Origin of the sequence: Pseudomonas sp. TH07, from assembly GCF_016651285.1 — a bacterium.
In the GTDB taxonomy this organism is placed as follows: domain Bacteria; phylum Pseudomonadota; class Gammaproteobacteria; order Pseudomonadales; family Pseudomonadaceae; genus Aquipseudomonas.
This window is the reverse complement of the sequence record NZ_JAEKED010000001.1, coordinates 4386440-4410232: the sequence shown is the minus strand read 5'-3', so window position 1 is coordinate 4410232 and position 23793 is coordinate 4386440. Positions and strand designations below refer to the sequence as shown.

Here is a 23793-nt window from a genome sequence, read left to right as displayed (position 1 = left end):
ACATATCAAAGCGCTTTAGGACTCCAGAGTTGCACCGCCCGCGCATCCACAGGCTTGGGCAAAAGTTTTTCCTGATAGAAAGCATCAGCAATTTTCTGCTGCTCACCCAAAGCATCAGGCTTCACCACTTCCACCTTGTAAGTGCGCCGACTGTTGGCCAACTCCACAGTCGGCGCATCAAGGTTGCCCCACAGCGGCCCCAGCAATTTCGCCGCGTCCGCCGGGTGCGCCTTGACCCAAGTGCCGGTCTTCTGCAACTCGGCAAACACCTGGTTCAGCACCTCGGGATGGGCCTTGGCGTAATCATTGGAAGCCAGGTAATAGCGGCGATAACTGGCCAGGCCCTGGCCATCGTGCAGCACCCGCGCGCCCTGCTGGCGTTCGGCGCTGGCGACGAAGGGCTCCCAGGTGACCCAGGCGTCGACCTTGTGGGTCTCCAGGGCCGCGCGGCCATCGGCCGGAGTCAGGTACACCGGTTGAATATCGGCGAATGTCAGGCCAACGCTGCGCAGCGCCGCGATCAGCAGGTAATGGCTGCCCGCAGCCTTGGTCACCGCAATGCGCTTGCCCTTGAGTTCGGCCAGTGTCTTGAGGGTCGAGTCCTTGGGCACCACGATCGACTGCGCGGCCGGCGATGGGGTTTCGCTGGCGAAATACGTCAGGTTGGCCCCCGCCGCCTGGGCGAATACCGGCACCGTGTCGGCGACGTCGGCGGAGATGTCGACGTTGCCCACGTTCAGCGATTCCGCCAGGGGCAAGCCGCTGGTGAACTCATGCCAGGTGACATTGACGCCCTGAGCCGCCAGTTGTTTTTCCAGGGTGCCCTGGGCCTTGAGCACCGCCAACAAGGTCGAGGATTTCTGGTAACCGATGCGCAGGTCGCTATCGGCCTGAGCATTGAGAGCCATGCCCAGCGCCAGGCCGGCCAGAGCGGTGATCGACAAACTACGACGCAAAGCAAAGGGCAGACGCATGGGGGCGGACCTTCTGGAGGACAGGAAAGTCACTAAAAGCTAATCGATCTAACAAACGGAAAATAAATACTTTTTAAGAATTAGCTTAGGTTCGTGTGGCTGACGGGACCTAGCGATCACAGGGCGCCGAACCACCGTACTGAGTTTGCCGCAGGCAGAAATAGCCATTTTTCTTCAGGGTCAGCGGAGCCACGGCACAGGGCAGCACCGCCTGATTGACCTCGATCGACACGCGTTCGCCCTGCAGCTCGTGCGCGTCCAGCCGGAGCTCGCAGCTGCCGGCCTGGTCGCCGCCCAAGTAGCCGATGGTGTTGATCACCCGGTTGTCCAACTTGATCACCAAGGGGTTCTGCGCCGCCGAACACGCGGTGATGCTGGGGTAACTGGCCTTGATGCGCAGATGGTTGTCATCGCCGGTGGCCGCAGGGACCAGGGGAATGAACAGCAGCGACATCAGATGGTGGGACGGCGCGGACGTCACCTTCACATAGAGCGGCTCGGGCCCGCAGGCCAGCTTGAACGAGGTGCCCTCGTTGTACTTGCCAGTGCTCGCGTCCTGCCAACCGCCGAGGCTGTCGGCCTTCCAGTCGTGGCCCCATTTGTAATCGATACAACCCCCCAGGCTCAGGGCCAGGGTCAGACAAAGCGCCATCCTGTGCATAGTCGGCATCCAGTGCGGGAAATTTTGCCAGTGTACGGCAACCTGAAATATGTCGTCGCTGTCGATGGCCACCGAGCGCGTTCGGAGGCTGGTTAACAGCGATGCGCTGGGGTGTCGGGTGTCATCGAGTTGTTGAGGTTCAGCGCAGCCTTGCGCGCTCGGCAGCGGCTACAGGTGAGTGCTGTAGCCGCTGCCGAAGCCTGCGCTGGCCATTGGCGGCGCCGTGGTGAGTCGGACGCCGTTGAGTGGTTGCATGGCGCTAGCCGCGGGTGCCGGCGATGGTGGCGGAGGCCGCCAGCATCGCGCGCAGCAGCACGGCGCAGCCGGCCGCAAGGTCATCAGGGGCAGCGTTTTCGATTTCGTTGTGGCTGATGCCGCCTTCGCAGGGCACGAAGATCATCCCCGCCGGGCCCAGTTCGGCGACGAAGATCGCGTCGTGCCCGGCACCGCTGACGATGTCCATATGGGACAGGCCCAAGCCCTGGGCCGCGCCGCGTACCGCTTCGATGCAGTCCGGGTTGAAGTACAGCGGCGGGAAGTCGGCGGTGGGCGTCAGTTCAAAGCTCAGGCCATGCTCCTCGCAGGTGCTGTCGATCACTTGCCGCACCTGGTCGATCATCGAGTCCAGGCGCGCCGGTTCCAGGTGGCGGAAATCCAGGGTCATGCGCACCTCACCCGGGATCACGTTGCGCGAGCCGGGATAGGCTTGCAGGCAACCGACGGTACCGCAGGCATGAGGTTGGTGCCCCAGGGCTGCGCGGTTGACGGCCGCAACCACCGCCGCCGCGCCGACCAGGGCGTCCTTGCGCAGGTGCATCGGGGTCGGTCCGGCGTGGGCTTCCACCCCGCGCAGCTTGAGGTCGAACCACTTCTGGCCGAGGGCGCCCATGACCACGCCGATGGTCTTGCGCTCGTCCTCGAGGATCGGCCCCTGCTCGATATGGGCCTCGAAATAGGCACCCACCGGGTGCCCGCTGACCTTGCGCTGGCCGGCGTAGCCGATGGCGTTCAGGGCCTCGCCGACGCTGACCCCGTCGACGTCGGTCTTGGCCAGGGTGTCCTCCAGGGTGAATTTCTCGGCGAACACCCCGGACCCCATCATGCACGGCGGGAAGCGCGAGCCTTCTTCGTTGGTCCACACCACCACTTCCAGCGGTGCCTCGGTTTCCAGCTTGAGGTCGTTGAGGGTGCGCAGCACTTCCACCCCGGCCAGCACACCGAAGCAGCCGTCGAACTTGCCGCCAGTGGGCTGGGTGTCGATATGGCTGCCGGTCATCACCGGTGGCAGCCCCGGGTTACGCCCGGGGCGGCGGGCGAAGATGTTGCCGATGCCGTCCACCGTGACCGTGCAACCGGCCTCCTCGCACCATTTCACGAACAGGTCCCGGGCCTGGCGATCGAGGTCGGTCAGGGCCAGGCGACAGACCCCGCCCTTGACCGTGGCCCCGAGCCTGGCCAGTTCCATGAGCGACTGCCACAGGCGGTCGCGGTTGATGTGCTGATGGCTGGATTGCAGAACGTCGACGGCAGCGTTCATGGTGATCTCCTCAGGCTTTTTTCTGATTGTGTGGGGCGACCCGAACCCGGGCCGCCTGGACTTCATGCATCACCGCGAGCCAACAGGTGCAGGCTCAAACCGGGGTCTTGGCGGCCACCGCCTGGGCATTGCGCAGGCTGCACAGGCCGTAGTAGAGGATGCCGCCCAGGGCCGAACCGGTGAACCAGCCGTAGCTGTAGAACCAGCTGAATGCGTCGCTGCCCAGGGACAGCAGGGTCAGCACCACCGGCACGGCAAAGGCGATAAACCCGTTCCAGTTCCAGGCCGGGTACACGTCATCGCGGTACAGGCCGGCCAGGTCCAGGCGTTGTTTCTTGATGATGAAATAGTCCACCACCATGATCCCGGCAATCGGCCCCAGCAGGCTGGAATAGCCCAGCAGCCAATTGGAGTACACGGTTTCCAGGCTGACATCGGAGATCAGCAGGCCCAGCTTTTTCAGCAGTTCGTGGGCCATCAGGGCCAGGCCCACCAGGCCGGTGAGCAGCACCGCCTTGGTGCGCCCGATCAGCTTCGGCGCCAGGTTCTGGAAGTCATTGGTCGGCGAGACGATGTTGGCCGCGGTGTTGGTGGACAAGGTGGCGATGATGATCAGCGCCATGGCCAGGGCCACCCAGCCGGGGCTCTGGATATGGCCGATCAGGCTCACCGGATCGGACACGGTCACGCCCACCAGTTTCACCGAGGCGGCGGTCATCACCACGCCCAGGGCGGCGAACAGGAACATGGTCAGCGGCAGGCCGAAAATCTGCCCGAGGATCTGGTCTTTCTGGCTTTTGGCGTAGCGGCTGAAGTCGGGAATGTTCAGCGACAGCGTGGCCCAGAACCCGACCATCGCCGTGAGCCCGGCCATGAAGTAACTGGTGACGCTGGCGCCTTCGGGACGCTTGGGCGGGATCGCCAGCAATTCGCTCAACGACACATTGGGCAGGGCCCACACCAGCAGGCCGATGCCCACCGCCACCAGCAGTGGCGCGGACAGGGTTTCCAGCCACTTGATCGACTCGGCCCCGCGCAGCACCACCCACAGGTTGAGGGTCCAGAAGATCATGAAGCCGATCACCTCGCCGGTGCCGCCCAGGGCCTTCCAGCCTTCGAAGATCGACCCCAGGAACAGGTGGATCGCCAGCCCGCCGAACATGGTCTGGATGCCGAACCAGCCGCAGGCCACCAGGGCCCGGATCAGGCATGGCACGTTGGAGCCGATGATGCCGAACGACGAGCGCAGCAACACCGGGAACGGAATGCCGTACTTGGTGCCGGCGAAGGCGTTGAGGGTCAGGGGGATCAGCACGATGATGTTGGCCAGCAAGATCGCCAGCAGTGCCTCGCCGACGCTGAGGCCGAAATAGGCGGTCAGTACCCCGCCCAGGGTGTAGGTCGGCACGCAGATCGACATGCCGATCCACAGCGCGGTGATGTGCCACTTGTTCCAGGTGCGTTCATGGACCTTGGTCGGGGCGATGTCGTGGTTATAACGGGGGCTGTCGAGTACGTCGCTGCCGGCGTCCAGCTCATACAAGCCTGCGCGCTCGGTCACTTGGGATCTGTTCTGTTGCATGGCCGCTCCACTGTTCTTTTGATTATTTTTGCTCATCAGGCAGCTGGCGGACGGGACCGCTAGCCGGACGATGGCCGGAGAACTTACGACTTTTAGCGACCGGCCAACCTGTCAGCGGCGGCACTCAATAAGCGTGCCGGATTGTCCATTGACGGTGTTTGGCGATCGTTAAAATCCATGTAAACAACTGATGTTCATCAGTTTTATTCTTATTAACTATCACGTCCCGGGTACTTGCCTGTTCACTCAGGCTAACTGTTCGGCAAGTTGACCGCAGCGTCAGGACTCAAACTGGTGCACTGAAACTTATTGCACACTTTTGTTCAGGCCATAAGCCCCCTTCAAGCAGCTGATTTCACATAGGAAATCTTGACCATATTTCGATCCTGTCAAGTGCGTCAAAATGGTGAGGGGCTGCACCATTTTGCAGTTATTTGAATTTATTCGTTTAAATTCAATAACTTAATAGTGATATAAGCTTATAAAAAATAATCTTGCTCATTCCAGGAACACCAGCTAATTTCTATTCCTGACACCGCTGACAGGAATAAACTTGCGCAGCACGGTCGATATAAAACACTTAGAACCGACATAAGTCGGTCATGCCTGCGAGGAACTCGGAATGTCTCTGTTGATCCGTGGCGCCACCGTTATTACCCATGATGAAAGTTATAAAGCCGATGTCTTGTGCGCCGACGGCGTGATCAAGGCCATCGGTAATAACCTGGATATTCCCGCCGGCGTCGACGTGCTCGACGGCAGCGGCCAATACTTGATGCCCGGCGGCATCGACCCCCACACCCACATGCAATTGCCCTTTATGGGCACCGTGGCCAGCGAAGACTTTTTCAGCGGCACGGCGGCGGGTCTGGCGGGGGGTACCACTTCGATCATCGACTTCGTGATTCCCAACCCCCAGCAGTCGTTGCTCGAAGCGTTCCATCAGTGGCGTGGCTGGGCCGAGAAGTCGGCATCCGACTACGGGTTTCACGTGGCCATTACCTGGTGGAGCGAACAGGTGCGCGAAGAAATGGCTGAGTTGGTGAGCCGGCACGGGGTCAACAGCTTCAAGCATTTCATGGCTTACAAGAACGCGATCATGGCTGCCGACGACACCCTGGTGGCGAGCTTCGAACGCTGCCTGGAACTGGGTGCGGTACCCACCGTGCATGCCGAGAACGGCGAGCTGGTGTATCACCTGCAACGCAAGCTGATGGCCCAGGGCATTACCGGCCCGGAAGCGCACCCGCTGTCGCGGCCCTCGCAGGTCGAAGGCGAAGCCGCCAGCCGCGCCATTCGCATCGCCGAAACCCTGGGCACGCCGCTGTACCTGGTGCACGTTTCGACCAAGGAAGCCCTTGACGAGATCACCTATGCCCGCAGCAAAGGCCAGCCGGTCTACGGTGAAGTGCTGGCCGGGCACCTGTTGCTCGACGACAGCGTGTACCGGCACCCGGACTGGCAGACCGCTGCCGGCTACGTGATGAGCCCGCCCTTCCGCCCTCGCGGCCACCAGGAGGCGCTGTGGCATGGGCTGCAATCGGGCAACCTGCATACCACCGCCACCGACCACTGCTGCTTCTGCGCCGAACAAAAGGCCGCCGGGCGCGACGACTTCAGCAAGATCCCCAACGGCACCGCCGGTATCGAAGACCGCATGGCCGTGCTCTGGGACGAAGGGGTCAATACCGGCCGCCTGTCGATGCAGGACTTTGTGGCCCTGACCTCCACCAACACCGCGAAAATCTTCAACCTCTACCCACGCAAGGGCGCGATCCGTGTCGGTGCCGATGCCGACCTGGTGCTCTGGGACCCGCAAGGCACCCGCACCATTTCCGCCAAGACCCACCACCAGCAGGTCGACTTCAACATCTTCGAAGGCAAGACCGTGCGCGGCGTGCCGAGCCACACCATCAGCCAGGGCAAGTTGCTGTGGGTCGACGGCGATCTGCGGGCCGAACGCGGCGCCGGGCGCTACGTGGAACGCCCACCCTACCCGGCGGTGTTCGACCTGTTGAGCAAGCGCGCCGAAGCCAGCAAGGCGACGGCCGTAGAGCGCTGAGGTCGCGCGGTGGTGGGGGGCCGTTGCTATTGCGGTTGCTGCGCCACCGAGCGGGAGCAAGCTCCCTCGCCACAGCAGCGCCCTCGCCACGGTGAACGCGCTGACTACAGTGCGTTCGCCAGCCACTGAAAGCGTCTTTGCCACAGCACTGTGAAAAAACAATGCCCGTCAGAGGCAATCGAGAAAAACCCGTGAGGCCTTAACCGTGATCAAGACCTTGAACCACTTGCCCCACCCCATCGCAGACAACGCCACCCTGGCCAGTCATTTCACCGACCTGGCGCCGCCGCTGAACGCGCGCCAGGCCCATCTGGAGGCGTCGCGCTGCCTGTATTGCTACGACGCCCCGTGCGTCAATGCGTGCCCCAGCGAGATCGATATCCCGTCGTTCATCCGCAATATCCACACCGATAACGTCCAGGGTGCGGCGCAGAAAATCCTCTCGGCCAATATCCTCGGCGGCAGCTGCGCCCGGGTCTGCCCGACGGAAATCCTCTGCCAGCAGGCCTGCGTGCGCAACAACGCCCAGGAGTGCGCGCCGGTGCTGATCGGCCTGCTGCAACGCTATGCCGTGGACAACGCGCACTTCAGCCAGCACCCGTTCCAGCGCGCCGCGTCTACCGGCAAGCGCATTGCCGTGGTCGGCGCCGGCCCGGCGGGTCTGGCCTGCGCCCACCGCAGCGCCCTGCATGGGCACGAGGTGGTGATTTTCGAGGCCCGGGAAAAAGCCGGCGGCCTCAACGAATACGGAATCGCCAAATACAAGCTGGTGGATGACTTTGCCCAGCAGGAGCTGGAATTTTTGCTGGGCATCGGCGGCATCGAAATCCGCCATGGGCACACGCTCGGTGACAACCTGAGCCTGACCGAGCTGCACCAGCAGTTCGACTCGGTGTTTCTCGGCCTGGGCCTGGCCGCCAGCAAACAGCTGGGGCTGGCCCACGAAGACGCGCCGGGCATGCTCGCCGCCACCGACTACATCCGCGAATTGCGCCAGGCCGATGACCTCGGCCAATTGCCGGTGGCTGACCGCTGCATCGTACTTGGTGCCGGCAACACCGCCATCGATATGGCGGTGCAGATGGCGCGCCTCGGCGCGCGGGATGTGAACCTGGTGTATCGCCGTGGCCTCGAGGAAATGGGCGCCACCGAACACGAGCAGGACATCGCCAAGGCCAATCAGGTGCGTCTGCTGACCTGGGCCGCGCCGCAGGAGGTGCTGCTGGATGAACAGGGGCAAGTACGCGGCATGCGCTTCGCCCGTACCCGACTGGTGGAGGGCCGGTTGCAGACCACCGGCGAGACCTTTGAACTGACCGCCGACGGGATATTCAAGGCCATCGGCCAGGCCTTCGACGGCGCAGCCCTGAGCGACCCGCTGGCCCGGGAACTGAAGCGCGCGGGCGAGCGCATCGAGGTCGACGCCCAACTGCGCACCAGCATCCCCGGGGTCTATGCCGGCGGCGACTGCGTCAGCCTCGGCCAGGACCTCACCGTGCAGGCGGTGCAACACGGCAAGCTGGCCGCAGAAGCCATGCATGCCCAACTCATGCTCAATGTGGAGGCTGCGTAAATGGCCGATCTCTCGATTGTCTTCGCCGGCATCAAAGCCCCCAACCCATTCTGGCTGGCCTCGGCGCCCCCCACCGACAAGGCCTATAACGTGGTGCGCGCGTTCGAAGCCGGCTGGGGTGGCGTGGTCTGGAAAACCCTGGGCGAGGACCCGGCAGCGGTCAACGTCTCGTCGCGCTACTCGGCGCATTTCGGGCCCAACCGCGAGGTGATGGGCATCAACAATATCGAGCTGATCACTGACCGTTCCCTGGAAATCAACCTGCGGGAAATTACCCAGGTGAAAAAGGACTGGCCGGACCGGGCGCTGATTGTGTCGCTGATGGTGCCCTGCGTTGAAGAGTCGTGGAAACACATTCTGCCCCTGGTGGAGGCTACCGGCGCCGATGGCATAGAGCTGAATTTCGGCTGCCCCCACGGCATGCCGGAACGGGGCATGGGCGCGGCCGTGGGCCAGGTGCCGGAATACGTCGAGCAGGTGACCCGCTGGTGCAAGACCTATTGCTCGCTGCCGGTGATCGTCAAGCTCACGCCGAACATCACTGACATCCGACTCGCGGCGCGGGCGGCCCACCGTGGAGGAGCGGATGCGGTGTCGTTGATCAACACCATCAACTCCATCACCAGCGTCGACCTGGAACGCATGGTGGCCCACCCCATGGTCGGCAGCCAGAGCACCCACGGCGGCTATTGCGGTTCGGCGGTCAAGCCGATTGCGCTGAACATGGTCGCGGAAATCGCCCGTGACCCGCAGACCCGGGGGCTGCCGATCTGCGGCATTGGCGGCATTGGCAACTGGCGCGATGCGGCGGAATTCGTGGCCCTGGGCTGCGGGGCGGTGCAGGTGTGCACCGCGGCGATGCTGCATGGGTTTCGGATTGTCGAGGAGATGAAGGACGGCCTGTCGCGGTGGATGGACAGCCAGGGCTACAGCAGCCTGCAGGAGTTCTCGGGCAAGGCCGTGGGCAACACCACTGACTGGAAGTACCTGGATATCAACTACCAGGTGATCGCCAAGATCGACCAGGCGGCGTGCATCGGTTGCGGGCGCTGCCACATCGCCTGCGAAGACACCTCGCACCAGGCCATCGCCAGCATCCGGCAGGCGGACGGCACCCATAAATATGAAGTGATCGACGACGAATGCGTAGGCTGCAACCTGTGCCAGATCACCTGCCCGGTGCAGGACTGCATCGAAATGGCCCCCCAGGAAACCGGCAAACCCTTCCTCGACTGGCTGCATGACCCGCGCAACCCGTATTGCGAAGCGGTGTGAGTATGCCAGCCTGAATCCACCTGACCCTCCACGGCGCCCACGCCGGCCAGTGCAACCTCGCAAGCTCGGCAGCGGCTACAACTGTAGCCGCTGCCGGAGGCTCGGGCCGCGTTCGGACGCTGGGCGTCAAAACCGTCCGACATCCACCTGATACTCCACGGCGCTCACACCGGCCAGCGCAACCTCGCGGGCTCGGCAGCGGCTACGGAGGCTTCAGGGTTCCAGGCCGATGCCGCGCAGGATGACGCTGGTGACGGTTTGCAGGGCGCGTTCGAATTGCATGTCGGAGAGTGGCTGGTGATCGTTGAGGATCATCACCTGGTGGTCGAAGTCGGCGTAGTGCTGGGTCGAGGCCCAGATCATGTACAGCAGGCTTGAAGGCTCCACCGGCAGGATGCGTTTGTCTTCGACCCACTGGCGGATTTTCGCTTCTTTCATTTTTGCCCAGTCATACAGGCTGGCATCCAGCGCTTCGCCGAGGGTCGGTGCGCCGTGGATGATTTCGTTGGCCCAGACTTTCGATCCGTAGGGCCGGCTGCGGGAGTGGTTCATCTTGGCGCGGATGTAGCTGCTGAGGACCACCCGCGGGTCATCGAACATCTCGAAGCACAGGGCATCCTGTTTCCACACCTCCAGCAGGTCAAACAGCACTGCGCTGTACAGCTCGCTCTTGGTGCTGAAGTAGTAATGCAGGTTGGAGCGCGGCAGTTGCACCTCTTCGGCGATGTCGGCCATGGCCGTGCCGCCATAGCCCTTTTCAGCGAAGACTTTCTCGGCGGCGAGGAGGATTTTTTCAACGTTACTGCGGCGGATTTCGATCTTGTGATTGCCCATGAGGGCTCCCTGAAGACAACGTGGCTCAAGACTAGCATCCGCTCCAGAGCGGGGCGAGGTCTGCTCGGCCACGCAGCCGCCCCTCTCGCCACAACAGGCGAGATTGGGTAGGATCGCCCTCCCATTCATTGGCAGACGCTGCCGCAGCGCCCCGTCCAGACGTTGATTCGCGACCCGGGCACCCGCTCCCTCTGCACGAATGCCGGCCCTGCCCTGTCGCCGGCCATCTGTCCTGTTACCGATGGAACACTCATGACTATCCGCCCACGCAACGCTGCCGACGACCAGCCGCTTGCCGACCTGTGGCAGCGTTCGGTACGCGCCACCCACGACTTCCTCAGCGAAGACGATATCCAGTTGCTCTACCCCCTGGTGCGCGACGCCTACCTACCGGCCCTCAAGACCTGGCTCTGGCAACACCCCGATGGCAGCCCGGGTGGTTTTATCGCCACCGCGGGCGACAAGGTGGAGATGCTGTTTATCGAACCGGCACAACGCGGCCAGGGCATCGGCCGCCAGTTGCTGGATTACGTGCGCGCCCGGCACCCGAGCCTCAGTGTCGACGTCAACCAGCAGAACCCCCAGGCCCACGGCTTTTATCGGCACTACGGTTTCGAAGACATCGGCTGCTCGCCGACCGATGGCGAGGGCCGGCCCTTTCCGATCATCCATATGCGCCTGGCGCAGCGTTGAAAATCCACTGGCCGGCGTTTCATTCGCCGGCCGCTTCGTGCTCTATTGAGCACCCGTCGTCTTCCTCGAAGGTATCCCACGATGCTCCTGAAAAAACTCCTCACCACCAGCGCCCTGCTGGCTTCCCTGTTGGCCGCTTCCTCGGTGTTCGCCCACGCCCATCTACAAGCCAGCACCCCGGCCGCTGATAGTGTGGTGACGTCACCGCAGGCCTTGCGCCTGGTGTTCTCCGAAGGCGTCGAGGCCAGCTTCACCCAGGTCAGCCTGAGCCGGGACGGCGCGCCGGTGGCGCTCAATGGCCTGGCCACCGAAGGCGCGGACAAGAAGACCCTGGTGGTGACCCCGGCCGCCCCGCTGGCGGCAGGCACCTACAAGGTCGACTGGCACGCAGTGTCGGTCGACACCCATAAAAGCGCCGGCAGCTACAGCTTCAAGGTCGGTCAGTAATTCATGTCGAGCCTGCTGGTGCTGTGCCGGTTTGTGCACTTCACGATGGTGTTGATGCTGTTCGGGGCCTGGGTCTTTGGCCCCCTGCTGCTGGGCCGTGGTGATAGCCACCCGGTGCTGCATCGGCGCCTCGCTCGCATCAGCACCGGGCTGGCGACCCTGGCGCTGCTCAGCGGGGTCTGCTGGCTGCTGCTGATCACCGCCAGCATGGCCGATTCCTGGTCGGCGGCGCTGGACCCGGCAACCGTGCAATTGGTGCTGGGCAAGACCTTCTTTGGCCAGGTCTGGTCCTGGCACCTGCTGTTCAATGCCCTGCTACTGGGGGTGCTGCTAAGCCCCCTGCGCACTCGTCTGCCGCTCAAGCTGAGCCTCGCCGCGCTGCTGTTGGCAACCCTGGCCCCGGTGGGCCACGGCGCCATGCTCGATGGGCTGGCGGGCCAGTTGCTGATCCTCAATCAGATCGTGCATTTGAGTTGCGTCGGGGTCTGGCTCGGCGGGCTGATGCTGTTGTCGTTACTGTTGCTGCAGCCGAACCCCACCGCGATGGAAGGGGTTCTAAGGCGCTTCAGCGGCGTGGGTTACGCCCTGGTGGCGGGCTTGCTGCTCAGTGGCCTGATCAATGTCCGGGTGTTGACCGGGCACTGGTGGCCGACGCCGCTGTTCAGCGGCTTCGCCCTGATTCTGCTGATCAAGGCACTGCTGGTGTCGGCCATGCTGGGCCTGGCGCTGCTGCACCGCCTGCGCCTGCCTGGCTGCGACCAGCGCCTGGGGGCGTTGCGCAATAGCGTGCTGCTGGAGTGGCTGCTGGGGGTGGCGGCCGTGGCCGCCGTTTCCCTGTTGGGCACCCTGCCGCCGATGCAGGCGGTGTAGGCCGCACAACCTGTTCACGCTGCCGGGGAGCTTTTAACACCCCATGGGCCACGCGCAAACAGGTTCTCAGGGCGTGACCGAGGTATCGATACTCACCACCACCGACATCCCCGGGCGCAGGCGCTGGCTTTCGGCCTGGTCCGGGTCGACGGTGATGCGCACCGGTACCCGCTGGGCGATCTTGACGAAGTTGCCGGTGGCGTTATCGGCTTGCAGCAGGCTGAACTCCGAGCCGGTGGCCGGGGAAATCCGCTGCACCCGGCCGGTGAATTTGCGGTGGTTCAAGGCGTCCACGGTGAAACTCGCCGGCTGACCGATGCGCACGCTGTCCATCTGGGTCTCTTTCATGTTGGCGATGATCCACAGCTGGTTCGGCACCAGCGCCATCAACTGCGCGCCGGAATTGACGTAGGCCCCCAGGCGCACGCCGATCTGGCCCAACTGGCCGTCGCGCGGCGCGAGGATCCGGGTGTTGGACAAGTCGATCCGCGCCAGTTGCACCGCCGCTTCGGCGCTGGCGACCGCCGCCTCCAGCGAGCCACGGTTGACGATCACCGTCTGCAGGTCCTGGCGCGCGATTTCCAGGGATGCCTGGGCCTGGGCCACGGCGGCGATGGTCTGGGCGTTGGCGGCGCGGGTCACGTCCAGCTCGCGCTGGGACACTGAGCCGTCGCTGACCAACGCCTGGTTGCGCCGCAGGTCGGCCGCGCTTTTTTGCGCCTGGGCCTGGCTGTCGGCCAGGGCCGCCTGGCGCAGCTTGATGGTGGCCTCGGCGCTGTTGCGCTGCTGCACCACATTGGCCAGGGCGGCTTTCTGCACCGCCAGCTGGGCCAGAGACTGATCCAGGCGCTGCTGGTAGATGCGGTCATCCAGGCGCACCAGCAGGTCGCCAGCCTTGACGAACTGGAAGTCCTGCACCGGCACTTCGAACACATAGCCGCTCAACTGCGGGCCGATGATGGTCACCTGGCCACGCACCAGGGCGTTCTCGGTGGTTTCCACGGCGCTGCCGAACGGTGGCAACTGCCAGGCATAGAGCACGATCGCCACGCCGACAATGGCGATGGCGGCAAAGCCCAGGGACGAGATGATCCGCACCCACAACGAGCGCGGCTCGGTCACCGGGGTCGGGGTCGACGGCGGCGCCGTGCCTTCCGGGGTCGAGGCGATGGCATTGGTGGTCGTGGTGGTCGGTTCGCTCATGAAGAAGGGGCACCGTTGGGTTGAACGGGAGCCGGGCCGGCAGGCGCGGCGGCTTTGGTGGTGCTCATCAGCCACAGGCTGCGAATGAAGATCCAGATCATGGTCAGCACGGCAATCACCGCGATCAGCATGAACACATCGTTATAGGCCAGCACATTGGCTTCGCGGGTGGCGGCGGTGGCCAGGCTGCGAATGCCCTGCAGGGTGCGCTGGTCGGGATCGGCGATCACCCCGCCGACCGCCGAGCCGCCGCTTTGCACCCGCGCCAGGACCCGGGGGTCGAGCAGGGTCAGGTGTTCGACGATATGGCTGGAGTGGAACTTCTCGCGCACGATCTGGAAGGTGCCGAGCAAGGCGGCGCCAATCAGCCCGCCGAGGTTCTGGCAGATGCCGAACAGCACCGAGAAACTCACCAGGTTGCGCGGGTTGGTCAGCACGTTGCGGGTGCCCAGGACCATGGTCGGACCGAGGAAAAACGTGCCGCCGAAGGCCAGCAGGAACTGGCTGAAGTACATGTTGGCCGGGCGCGTCAGGTTGTTGGAGAAGCTGTCCATCACCGAGCCCGTGGCCATCAGCGCCAGGGAAATGATCAGCGGCATCAGCAGATGCGCCGGGTTGATAGTCAGGGCGCTGGTGGCCAACCCGGCGATGCTGCCCAGCAGCATCACGCCGTAGAGCATGCGCATCTGCTGGCTGCTCATGTTCAGCGCCTGCAGAAAGCCCACGGCACCGGTGGACTGCTCCGACAGCACCATGCGGATCAGTATCACCGCCAAGGCCAGGCGGATAATCGCCCCGCTGCCCAACCAGCGGGTCATCAGCATCGGGTTGCTGCGGTTATGTTCGATGCACAGGCCGGCCATGATCAGCACGATGGAACCGGCCGAGGCGACGCCGATCCACGGCGCTTCCAGCCACCAGTCAATGCGCCCCAGGGACAGCACCGCACACAGCAGCGCCACACCACTGGCCAGCAGGGCAAAGGTCAGGAAGTCGAGTTTTTCAAAGGTCTTGAAGCGGTCGCCCGGCGGCAGTTTGAGCAGCAGCACACAGCCCAGCGACGTCAGGGCCAGGCCCAGTTCGAACAGGTACAACCCGCGCCATTCGGCGATTTGCAGCAAGTCTTCGGAAAACAGCCGGGCCAGGGGCAAGGCCAATTGCGAAGTGCCCAGGCCCAGGACCAGGGCTTTGAGGCGCCACTTCGCGGGGAAGGCCTGGATCATGTAGTACAGGCCCAGGGAACTCAGGGCCGCGCCGACCATGCCGTGGGCCGCGCGCACGGCGATGGCCGAGTTCAGGTCGTTGACGAACAGATGGCCGAAGGTCACCAGGGCGTAGAGCACCAGGAACACCTCGGTAAAGGCCCGCAGACCGAATTGCTGGCGAAACTTCACCAGCAGCAGGTTCATCGAGACGTTGGTCATGACGTAGGCCGCGGGCAGCCAGGCCATTTCAGCGGTGGTCGCCCCGAGGGCGCCTTGCAGGTACGGCAGGTTGGCGATCACCAGGGAGTTGCCCAGGCCACCGGTCAGCGCCACCAGCAAGCCGACCAGGGCATACGCCAGGCGCTTGCGGTTGGAGTGCAGCGGTGTCGAGGGCGAGCCGGGCAAGCTGGGCTTTTCGTGGGGCTGCCAGTTGCGCGGGACGTAGTGATCCATTCAATGACCTTGTGCGGGCGTACGGTGACTCGATCAAGCCGGAAACTGCCAGGCAGTGTGCCGCAAAAGCACCGCGGGCTGGCAAGTACCTCGGCGTTTTTTTGTGGGGAGCGCTACAGATCGGCGCGTAGCCGCTGCCAAGGCACGAGGCTGCGCTGGCCATGGGTAGCGGCACTCCTTCAGGCACCCCTGCGAAACTCGGATTGGCCGTTGACAAGCCGCCACAGCGCCGTAAATAATCCGCCCATGTCGTACGACAACGTATGACAATGCCAACAATAACAATAAAACGGAGCCTCACCTGTGACGACACTCGCCCGTCTGTTTGCCCGTTCGCCCACGCCCCAGACCCTCGCCCTGTACAGCTGCGCCGCCCTGACCCTGGCCATGCCCCTGTGCAGCCAGGCTGAAGGTTTTCTCGATGACACCAAGGCCACGCTGAACCTGCGCAACGCCTACTTCAATCGCAACTTCACCAACCCCGCGTACCCCCAGGGCAAGGCCGAGGAATGGACCCAGAGCTTCATCCTCGACGCCAAGTCCGGGTTTACCCAGGGCACCGTCGGCTTCGGCCTGGACGTACTGGGGATGTACTCGGTCAAGCTCGACGGCGGCAAAGGCACCGGCGGCACCCAGTTGCTGCCCCTGGACCGTGACGGGCGTCCGGCCGACAACTTCGGCCGCCTGGGCGTGGCGCTCAAGGCCAAGCTGTCGCAAACCGAATTGAAGGTCGGGGAATGGATGCCGGTGTTGCCGATCCTGCGCTCCGACGATGGTCGCTCACTGCCGCAGACCTTCCGCGGCGGCCAGGTCACCTCCAGGGAAATCGACGGCCTGACGCTCTACGGCGGCCAGTTCCGCGGCAACAGCCCGCGCAACGACTCGAGCATGGAAGACATGTTCATGCAGGGTAAAACCGCTTTCACCTCGGACCGCTTCAACTTCGGCGGCGGCGAATACACCTTCAACGACAAGCGCACCCAGGTCGGCCTGTGGTATGCCGAGCTGACTGATATCTATCAGCAGCAGTACCTCAATCTGACCCACACCCAGCCCCTGGGCGACTGGACCCTGGGTGCCAACCTCGGTTACTTCATCGGCAAGGAAGACGGCAGTGCCCTGGCCGGCGACCTCGACAACAAGACCGCGTTCGCCCTGCTCTCGGCCAAATACGGCGGCAGCACCTTGTATGTCGGCCTGCAAAAGCTCACCGGCGACAGCGCCTGGATGCGGGTCAACGGCACCAGCGGCGGCTCCCTGGCCAACGACAGTTACAACGCCAGTTACGACAACGCCCGGGAGAAATCCTGGCAACTGCGCCACGACTACAACTTCGCCGCCCTCGGCGTGCCCGGCCTGACCCTGATGAACCGCTACATCAGCGGCGACAACGTGCACACCGGGGCCATCACCGACGGCAAGGAATGGGGCCGCGAGTCGGAACTGGCCTACACCGTGCAGAGCGGTGTCTTGAAGAACCTCAACCTGAAATGGCGCAACGCAAGCATCCGCCGCGACTACAGCACCAACGAGTTCGACGAGAATCGGATATTCATCAGTTATCCGCTCTCCCTGCTCTAAAGCGCGGAAAGGTCGAGAAGAACAGCTGTAGCCGCTGCCGAGGAACGAGGCTGCACTGGCCCTTGAGTACGCCGTCTTACATCCGGAAGAAATGCGGCGATTTCGAAGGCCAGCGTCCGAACGCAGCCCGAGCCTGTGGCAGCGGCTACAGCGGCGACCGGTAACAAAAGGCCACAGCTTTTTCTCGATCAGGCGTTGACAAAGGCCCCTTCAGATAACGAAACTCCGAAAAAAGTCATACGACAACCTACAACAATTTCAAGTAACGATCATTGATCAGGGTTTTCCATGAACAGCACCCCCTCCCCGCGCAAACCCTTCAATCGCCTGCTGCTCACCGGCGCCGCCGGCGGCCTGGGCAAGGTCCTGCGCGAAAGCCTGCGGCCTTACGCTGAAGTCCTGCGGCTGTCGGACATCGGCGAAATGGCCCCGGCCGCCGGCCCCCAGGAAGAAGTGGTGCACTGCGACCTGGCAGACAAGCAGGCCGTGCATCAGTTGGTCGAAGGCGTCGACGCGATCCTGCACTTTGGCGGGGTCTCGGTGGAGCGGCCGTTCGAGGAGATTCTCGGGGCCAACATCTGCGGGGTCTTTCACATCTATGAAGCGGCGCGCCGCCATGGGGTAAAGCGCGTGATCTTCGCCAGTTCCAACCACGTGATCGGTTTCTACCAGCAGGACCAGAAGATCGACGCCCACTCCCCGCGCCGCCCGGACAGCTACTACGGCCTGTCCAAGTCCTATGGCGAAGACATGGCGAGTTTCTACTTCGACCGCTACGGCATCGAGACCGTAAGCATCCGCATCGGCTCCTCGTTCGCCGAACCGCAGAACCGCCGGATGATGAGCACCTGGCTCAGCTTCGGCGACCTCACCCAACTCCTCGAATGCGCGCTGTACACGCCGAATGTCGGCCACACCGTGGTCTATGGCGTGTCCGACAACCACAACGTCTGGTGGGACAACCACCTGGCCAGCGCCCTGGGGTACGCCCCCCGCGACAGCTCCGAAGTGTTCCGGGCCAAAGTCGAGGCCCTGCCGCTGCCGGCGGCCGACGACCCGGCGCGGATCTACCAAGGTGGCGCATTTGTCGCGTCCGGCCCGTTCGACGACTGATCCACAGCGCCACGCATTGCCCATAACGTCATCAAGGGAACTGAGCCGTCATGCAAGCAGAGTTGATTGTCGATGCACGCAATGCCGTGGGTGAAAGCCCGGTCTGGGTCGCCGAGGAACAGGCGCTGTACTGGGTGGATATTGCCGCCGGCGGCCTGCAACGTTGGAGCGCCCACAGCGGCCATATCGATACCTGGACCGCCCCGCAAATGCTCGCCTGCATCGCCCGCCACAGCGACGGCGGCTGGGTGGCGGGGATGCAGAGCGGGTTCTTTCACCTGCACCCCCACAAAGACGGCAGTCTCGACAGCGAGCCCTTGCCGAGCGTGGCCCACGCTCGCCCGGACATGCGCCTGAACGATGGGCGCTGTGATCGCCAGGGTCGCTTCTGGGCCGGGAGCATGGTCCTGGACATGGGCGCCAATGCCGCCGATGGCGCGCTGTATCGCTACCAGGCCGGTCAGGCAGGCCCGCTGGCAGCGCAACTGCAAGGCTTTATCGTGCCCAACGGCCTGGCTTTCAGCCCCGACGGGCAGACCATGTACCTCTCCGATTCCCATCCTTTAGTGCAGAAGATCTGGGCCTTCGATTACGACACCGACAGTGGCACTCCCTCCAATCGCCGGTTGTTCGTCGACATGCAGCGCTTTCTCGGGCGCCCGGATGGCGCGGCGGTGGACGCCGAAGGCTGTTACTGGATCTGCGCCAACGACGCCGGGCTGATTCACCGCTTTACCCCCGACGGCCGCCTGGATCGCTCCCTTACCGTACCGGTGAAGAAACCCAGCATGTGCGCCTTTGGTGGCAGCCGCCTGGACACCCTGTTCGTGACCTCGATCCGCCCCGGCAACGAGCCGGACCCACAGTCCCTGGCCGGAGGCGTGTTTGCCTTGAACCCGGGTGTCACGGGCCTGGCCGAGCCGCTGTTCAAGGGCCTGGCCGGCTGAACCCGGGCCAGGCACCGCACCCTGTTTACCGCATCGCTGCTCTTTGAATAAAAACAACAAAACGGAGATCCACCATGAATTTCAAACGCACCTTGCTCGTCGTCGCCCTCCCCCTGGCCTTCAGCGTCTCGACCCTGGCCCAGGCCCTGGAAATCAAGTTCGCCGATATCCACCCCGCCGGCTACCCGACCGTGGTCGCTGAAGAAAACATGGGCAAGACCCTGGTCAAGGAGAGCAATGGCCAGCTGACTTTCAAGATGTTCGCCGGCGGCGTGCTCGGTTCCGAGAAGGAAGTGATCGAACAGGCCCAGGTCGGGGCGATCCAGATGGCCCGGGTCAGCCTCGGCATCGTCGGCCCGGTGGTGCCGGACGTGAATGTGTTCAACATGCCGTTCGTGTTCCGCGACCAGGCCCATATGCGCAAGATCATCGACGGCGAGATCGGCCAGGAAATCCTCGACAAGATCACCCAGTCCGAATTCAACCTGGTGGCCCTGGCCTGGATGGACGGCGGCACGCGCAACCTCTACACCAAGAAGCCGGTGCGCAGCCTGGCCGACCTCAAGGGCATGAAGATCCGCGTGCAGGGCAACCCGATGTTCATCGAAACCATCAATGCCATGGGCGGCAACGGCATTGCCATGGACACCGGCGAGATCTTCAGCGCCCTGCAGACCGGGGTCATCGACGGCGCAGAAAACAACCCGCCCACCATGCTGGAACACAACCACTATCAGAATGCCAAGTTCTACAGCCTGACCGGGCACCTGATCCTCCCGGAACCCCTGGTGATGTCCAAGACCACCTGGAACAAGCTCTCCCCCGAGCAGCAGACCCTGGTGACCAAGGCCGCCAAGGCCGCGCAGTTTGAAGAGCGCCAACTGTGGGATGCCAAGTCCGCCAGCAGCGAAGCCAAGCTCAAGGCCGCCGGGGTGGAATTTATCGTGGTCGACAAAAAGCCCTTCTATGACGCCACCGCCGACATTCGCCAGAAGTACGGCGCGCCTTACGCCGAGCTGATGACCCGCATCGAAGCCGTCGAATAACCCTGCGTCTCCTCTCATAGAAGGCCCTGTCTGCCCGTGGCCCAGCGCCCCGGGCCGGCCCGGTTACGGTGAAACCCGATGAAGAATCTGTTGCTGCGCCTCAATGACAAGCTCTATATGGCCTGCATCTGGGTCGCCGGGATGTCGATCCTGGCGATCTCCCTGATCATCCCCTGGGGCGTGTTCGCCCGTTACATCCTCGGCACGGGCGCCAGCTGGCCGGAACCCACCGCCATCCTGCTGATGATGGTGTTCACTTTTATCGGTGCCGCTGCCAGTTATCGCGCCGGCGCCCATATGGCGGTGGCGATGCTCACCGACCGCCTGCCGACCGCGGTCAAGTCCGCGGCCTCGATCGTCGCGCAACTGTTGATGGCCACCATGTGCCTGTTCATGGCCATCTGGGGCACCAAGCTGTGCCTGTCGACCTGGAACCAGTTCATGAGCGCCCTGCCGACCCTGCGGGTGGGTATTACCTATATGCCGATCCCGGTGGGCGGGTTCCTGACCCTGATCTTTGTCCTGGAAAAACTCCTGTTGGGTGACCAGAGCCAGCGCCGCGTGGTGCGTTTCGACCTGGTCGAAGAAAACGAAGGGGCTGCATAAATGGACGCTCTGATCCTGTTGGGCAGTTTTATCGGCTTGATCCTGATCGGCATGCCGGTCGCCTATGCGTTGGGGCTGTCGGCGCTGATCGGCGCCTGGTGGATCGATATTCCGTTCCAGGCCCTGATGATCCAGGTGGCCGGGGGCGTCAACAAATTCTCGCTGCTGGCCATTCCATTCTTCGTCCTGGCCGGCGCGATCATGGCCGAGGGCGGTATGTCGCGGCGGCTGGTGGCGTTCGCCGGGGTGCTGGTGGGGTTCGTGCGTGGCGGGCTGTCGCTGGTCAACATCATGGCCTCGACCTTTTTCGGCGCGATCTCCGGCTCTTCGGTGGCCGACACCGCGTCGGTGGGCTCGGTGCTGATTCCGGAAATGGAGCGCCAGGGCTACCCCCGGGACTTCTCCACCGCCGTCACGGTCAGCGGTTCGGTGCAGGCCCTGCTGACCCCGCCCAGCCATAACTCGGTGCTCTACTCCCTGGCGGCCGGCGGCACGGTGTCGATTGCGTCGCTGTTCATGGCCGGTATCGTGCCGGGGCTGCTGATGAGCGCGAGCCTGATGGTGCTGTGCCTGATCTTCGCCAAGAAGCGCAACTACCCCAAGGGCCAGGTGATCCCCCTCAGGCAGGCGCTGAAAATCTGCGGTGAAGCCCTGTGGGGCATGATGGCGATGGTGATCATCCTCGGCGGGATTCTGTCCGGGATCTTCACCGCCACCGAATCGGCGGCGATCGCTGTGCTGTGGGCGTTTTTCGTCACCATGTTCATCTACCGCGACTACAAATGGCGCGACCTGCCCAAGCTGATGCACCGCACGGTGCGCACCATTTCCATCGTGATGATCCTGATCGCCTTCGCCGCGAGCTTCGGCTACATCATGACCCTGATGCAGATCCCGGCGAAGATCACCACTGCGTTCCTGACCCTGTCGGACAACCGCTACGTGATCCTGATGTGCATCAACGTGATGTTGCTGCTGATCGGCACGGTGATGGACATGGCGCCGCTGATCCTGATCCTCACCCCGATTTTGCTGCCGGTGATTGTCGGTATCGGCGTCGACCCGGTGCAGTTCGGCATGATCATGCTGGTCAACCTGGGCATCGGCCTGATCACGCCGCCGGTGGGCTCGGTGCTGTTCGTCGGCTCGGCGGTGGGCAAGGTCAGTATCGAAAGCACGGTCAAGGCGCTGCTACCGTTCTACGGCATGCTGTTTCTGGTGCTGATGGCCGTGACCTACATCCCTGCGCTGTCGCTGTGGCTGCCAAGCCTGGTGCTGTAAACCACGGTCGCCGCCCGTCGAGGACGGGCGGCATTTGACCCTCAAACCCTTTGCCCTGGTGCCGCTGATGCTCCCCACCCTGCTCACCCTTGACGATGGAATCACCCGCCTGACCCTGGCTCCGGACATCGGCGCCAGCCTGGTCAACTGGAGCGTGTCTGCCAGCGGCCAGGCCCTGCTGCGCCACAGCGATGAAGCGGCACTGGCCAGTGGCCTGCCGGGCAAGCTCGGTGGCTACGCCCTGGCGCCCTGGTCGAACCGCATTGCCGAGGGCGGCTTCCAATGCCCCGACGGCTGGCTGGCCCTGGAGGCCAACACCCTGACCGACCCGCGGCCGATTCACGGCAGCGCCTGGCAGCAGCCCTGGCAGGTGCTGGAACAGCGGCCCGACCACGTGCTGCTGCAACTGGACAGCGGCACCCCCTTCGCCTACCGCGCCCGGCAGCGGATCCGTCTCGACCAGGGGCGCCTGAGCATCGAGCTGCAGGTCACCCACCTGGCTCCACAGCCCGCCTGGCATGGGCTGGGCCTGCACCCCTATTTCCCCCGCAGCGCCCATAGCCGCCTGCAGGCCCGGGCGCGGCAGGTGTGGCATTGCGATGAATCGCGCCTGCCCACGCAATTGGCCGATTTGCCCGCACCCTGGGATTTTCGGCAGCCCCAGGGCCTGCCCGGGTCACTGGTGGACAACGGGTTCAGCGGCTGGGACGGCGAATGCCTGATCATCGAACCAGAGGCCGGTTATCAGCTGCACTGCCGGGCCAGCGGCTGTGATTACTTCCTGCTGTACTGCCCGCCCGGCAAAGATTTTTTCTGCTTCGAACCGGTCAGCCACCCGGGGCTGCGCCTGCTGGAGCAGGGGCAATCCATCGAACTGGGGTTCAGCCTGCAGTATCAACCGCTGTAAACCATCGATGCCTTGACGCCATCGCCTCATGCACGGCAAATAGCGCTCTGGCCGCAAACCGGCGCAACCCGTGCACCTTGAGGAACCCCGCGCCATGAAGCCTTTGAGCTTTCGAAAAATGCATGCCAACGGCGATGACTTCGTGCTCCTCGACCTTCGCGGACGCCACCAGCCGATCAGCGCCGAGGTCGCCCGCCAGCTCGGCGATCGCCACCGTGGCATCGGCTTCAACCAATTGGCGGTGCTCAGCGACAGCGTTGAGGCCGACGCCCGACTGACCTTCTGGAATGCCGACGGCACCCCCCTCAGCACCTGCGGCAGTGCCACCCGCGGCGCGGCGGACCTGTTGATGCGGGAAACCGGCGCCACCTCCATCGAGCTGCAAACCGAGCGCGGCCTCCAGCATTGTGAGCGCCTGGCCGATTATTCGGTGTCGGTGGAGATGGGCGTGCCCCTGTTCGACTGGCAGGACGTGCCCCTGGCGGCCGAGCACGACACCCTGGCGCTGCCCATCGAAGGCGCGCCAGCGGCGTGCAGCATGGGCAACCCCCATTGCAGCTTTTTTGTGAACGAGGTCGAGCAGATCGACCTGGCCCGCTTCGGCCCGCCCATGGAGCGGCATCCGCTGTTCCCGCAGAAGACCAATGTGCACCTGGTGCAGGTCATCGACCGCCAGACCATCCGCCTGCGCATCTGGGAGCGCAACGGCGCGATTCCATTGGGCTCGGGCTCGTGTTCCTGCGCGGCGGCGGTCAACGGCATCCGCCGCGGCTTGCTCGACAGCCCGGTCAAGGTGCTGTGCGATGGCGGGCCGGTGAGCGTGACCTGGGATGGCCAGGGCAAGGTGCAACTGGCGGGGGCGGTGGAGAGCGTGTTTTTCGGCACCCTGCTGCTGAATGCCCGGGAGCCGGCGTAATCCCGTTGAAGGCGGCAGGCCTTGACC

Annotated in this window: 21 protein-coding genes; 14 read left to right on the top strand and 7 right to left on the bottom strand. The window is 63.8% G+C overall.

Annotated features, from left to right (window positions below; translation table 11 throughout):
• Nucleotides 1–5: 5 nt before the first annotated feature.
• The 4 genes from JFU57_RS20520 to JFU57_RS20505 form a co-directional block, all read right to left on the bottom strand.
• Nucleotides 6–974 (bottom strand): aliphatic sulfonate ABC transporter substrate-binding protein, encoded by a 969-nt coding sequence (locus tag JFU57_RS20520; RefSeq protein ID WP_201130597.1) that lies wholly within the window; start codon nucleotides 972–974, stop codon nucleotides 6–8.
• Nucleotides 975–1083: 109 nt separating this feature from the next.
• Nucleotides 1084–1635, bottom strand: a complete 552-nt coding sequence (locus JFU57_RS20515) for a hypothetical protein (RefSeq protein WP_242487464.1) — start codon at nucleotides 1633–1635, stop codon at nucleotides 1084–1086.
• 259 nt (nucleotides 1636–1894) lie between these two features.
• Entirely contained in the window at nucleotides 1895–3172 is a 1278-nt protein-coding gene (locus JFU57_RS20510) for a Zn-dependent hydrolase (RefSeq protein WP_201130596.1), read from the bottom strand.
• A gap of 94 nt (nucleotides 3173–3266) precedes the next feature.
• On the bottom strand, nucleotides 3267–4754 hold the full coding sequence (locus tag JFU57_RS20505) for an NCS1 family nucleobase:cation symporter-1 (protein WP_201130595.1): 1488 nt from the start codon (nucleotides 4752–4754) through the stop codon (nucleotides 3267–3269).
• A 622-nt stretch (nucleotides 4755–5376) separates the two neighbouring features.
• Here JFU57_RS20505 and hydA point away from each other — a divergent pair.
• The 3 genes from hydA (at nucleotide 5377) to preA (ending at nucleotide 9664) form a co-directional block, all read left to right on the top strand.
• Complete coding sequence (gene hydA / locus JFU57_RS20500; RefSeq protein WP_201130594.1) at nucleotides 5377–6816, top strand: dihydropyrimidinase; 1440 nt, start codon at nucleotides 5377–5379, stop codon at nucleotides 6814–6816.
• A gap of 205 nt (nucleotides 6817–7021) precedes the next feature.
• Nucleotides 7022–8389: an FAD-dependent oxidoreductase gene (locus JFU57_RS20495; RefSeq protein WP_201130593.1), complete on the top strand. Its 1368-nt coding sequence runs from the start codon at nucleotides 7022–7024 to the stop codon at nucleotides 8387–8389.
• Nucleotides 8390–9664 carry an NAD-dependent dihydropyrimidine dehydrogenase subunit PreA gene (gene preA / locus JFU57_RS20490; protein ID WP_078471508.1) on the top strand — a complete coding sequence of 425 codons (1275 nt, stop codon included), beginning with the start codon at nucleotides 8390–8392 and terminating at the stop codon, nucleotides 9662–9664.
• 213 nt (nucleotides 9665–9877) lie between these two features.
• Here the strand turns inward: preA and JFU57_RS20485 are convergent, their stop codons facing one another.
• A complete protein-coding gene (locus JFU57_RS20485) occupies nucleotides 9878–10498 on the bottom strand; it encodes a TetR/AcrR family transcriptional regulator (protein WP_020300563.1) in 621 nt (206 codons plus the stop codon).
• Between the two features lie 252 nt (nucleotides 10499–10750).
• Between JFU57_RS20485 and JFU57_RS20480 the strand changes: the two genes are divergently transcribed.
• The 3 genes from JFU57_RS20480 (at nucleotide 10751) to copD (ending at nucleotide 12508) form a co-directional block, all read left to right on the top strand.
• Nucleotides 10751–11191, top strand: a complete 441-nt coding sequence (locus JFU57_RS20480; protein WP_201130592.1) for a GNAT family N-acetyltransferase — start codon at nucleotides 10751–10753, stop codon at nucleotides 11189–11191.
• An 81-nt stretch (nucleotides 11192–11272) separates the two neighbouring features.
• On the top strand, nucleotides 11273–11638 hold the full coding sequence (gene copC / locus JFU57_RS20475; protein WP_201130591.1) for a copper homeostasis periplasmic binding protein CopC: 366 nt from the start codon (nucleotides 11273–11275) through the stop codon (nucleotides 11636–11638).
• Between the two features lie 3 nt (nucleotides 11639–11641).
• Nucleotides 11642–12508, top strand: coding sequence for a copper homeostasis membrane protein CopD (copD, locus tag JFU57_RS20470; RefSeq protein WP_078471511.1), 867 nt, complete (start codon nucleotides 11642–11644; stop codon nucleotides 12506–12508).
• Between the two features lie 66 nt (nucleotides 12509–12574).
• Here copD and JFU57_RS20465 read toward each other — a convergent pair whose 3' ends face one another.
• Nucleotides 12575–13711, bottom strand: a complete 1137-nt coding sequence (locus JFU57_RS20465; RefSeq protein WP_201130590.1) for an HlyD family secretion protein — start codon at nucleotides 13709–13711, stop codon at nucleotides 12575–12577.
• Complete coding sequence (locus JFU57_RS20460; RefSeq protein WP_201130589.1) at nucleotides 13708–15369, bottom strand: MFS transporter; 1662 nt, start codon at nucleotides 15367–15369, stop codon at nucleotides 13708–13710. Before JFU57_RS20460 ends, JFU57_RS20465 begins: the two co-directional genes overlap by 4 nt.
• Nucleotides 15370–15672: 303 nt before the next feature.
• Here JFU57_RS20460 and JFU57_RS20455 point away from each other — a divergent pair, with 303 nt between their 5' ends.
• The 8 genes from JFU57_RS20455 to dapF all read left to right on the top strand — a co-directional run bounded on the left by JFU57_RS20455 (nucleotide 15673) and on the right by dapF (nucleotide 23766).
• Nucleotides 15673–16950, top strand: coding sequence for an OprD family porin (locus JFU57_RS20455; protein ID WP_201130588.1), 1278 nt, complete (start codon nucleotides 15673–15675; stop codon nucleotides 16948–16950).
• A gap of 288 nt (nucleotides 16951–17238) precedes the next feature.
• Entirely contained in the window at nucleotides 17239–18063 is an 825-nt protein-coding gene (locus JFU57_RS20450) for an NAD-dependent epimerase/dehydratase family protein (protein WP_078471514.1), read from the top strand.
• A gap of 50 nt (nucleotides 18064–18113) precedes the next feature.
• Nucleotides 18114–19010 (top strand): SMP-30/gluconolactonase/LRE family protein, encoded by an 897-nt coding sequence (locus JFU57_RS20445; RefSeq protein ID WP_201130587.1) that lies wholly within the window; start codon nucleotides 18114–18116, stop codon nucleotides 19008–19010.
• Between the two features lie 74 nt (nucleotides 19011–19084).
• On the top strand, nucleotides 19085–20056 hold the full coding sequence (locus JFU57_RS20440) for a TRAP transporter substrate-binding protein (RefSeq protein WP_201130586.1): 972 nt from the start codon (nucleotides 19085–19087) through the stop codon (nucleotides 20054–20056).
• A 78-nt stretch (nucleotides 20057–20134) separates the two neighbouring features.
• Nucleotides 20135–20662, top strand: coding sequence for a TRAP transporter small permease (locus JFU57_RS20435; protein ID WP_201130585.1), 528 nt, complete (start codon nucleotides 20135–20137; stop codon nucleotides 20660–20662).
• The gene (locus tag JFU57_RS20430; protein WP_078471518.1) at nucleotides 20663–21943 is read left to right on the top strand and encodes a TRAP transporter large permease; all 1281 of its coding nucleotides are present in this window, start codon (nucleotides 20663–20665) and stop codon (nucleotides 21941–21943) included. It abuts the gene before it with no gap.
• 67 nt (nucleotides 21944–22010) lie between these two features.
• The gene (locus JFU57_RS20425) at nucleotides 22011–22850 is read left to right on the top strand and encodes an aldose 1-epimerase (protein ID WP_201132159.1); all 840 of its coding nucleotides are present in this window, start codon (nucleotides 22011–22013) and stop codon (nucleotides 22848–22850) included.
• Between the two features lie 94 nt (nucleotides 22851–22944).
• The gene (dapF, locus tag JFU57_RS20420) at nucleotides 22945–23766 is read left to right on the top strand and encodes a diaminopimelate epimerase (RefSeq protein ID WP_201130584.1); all 822 of its coding nucleotides are present in this window, start codon (nucleotides 22945–22947) and stop codon (nucleotides 23764–23766) included.
• The last annotated feature ends 27 nt before the right edge of the window (nucleotides 23767–23793 follow it).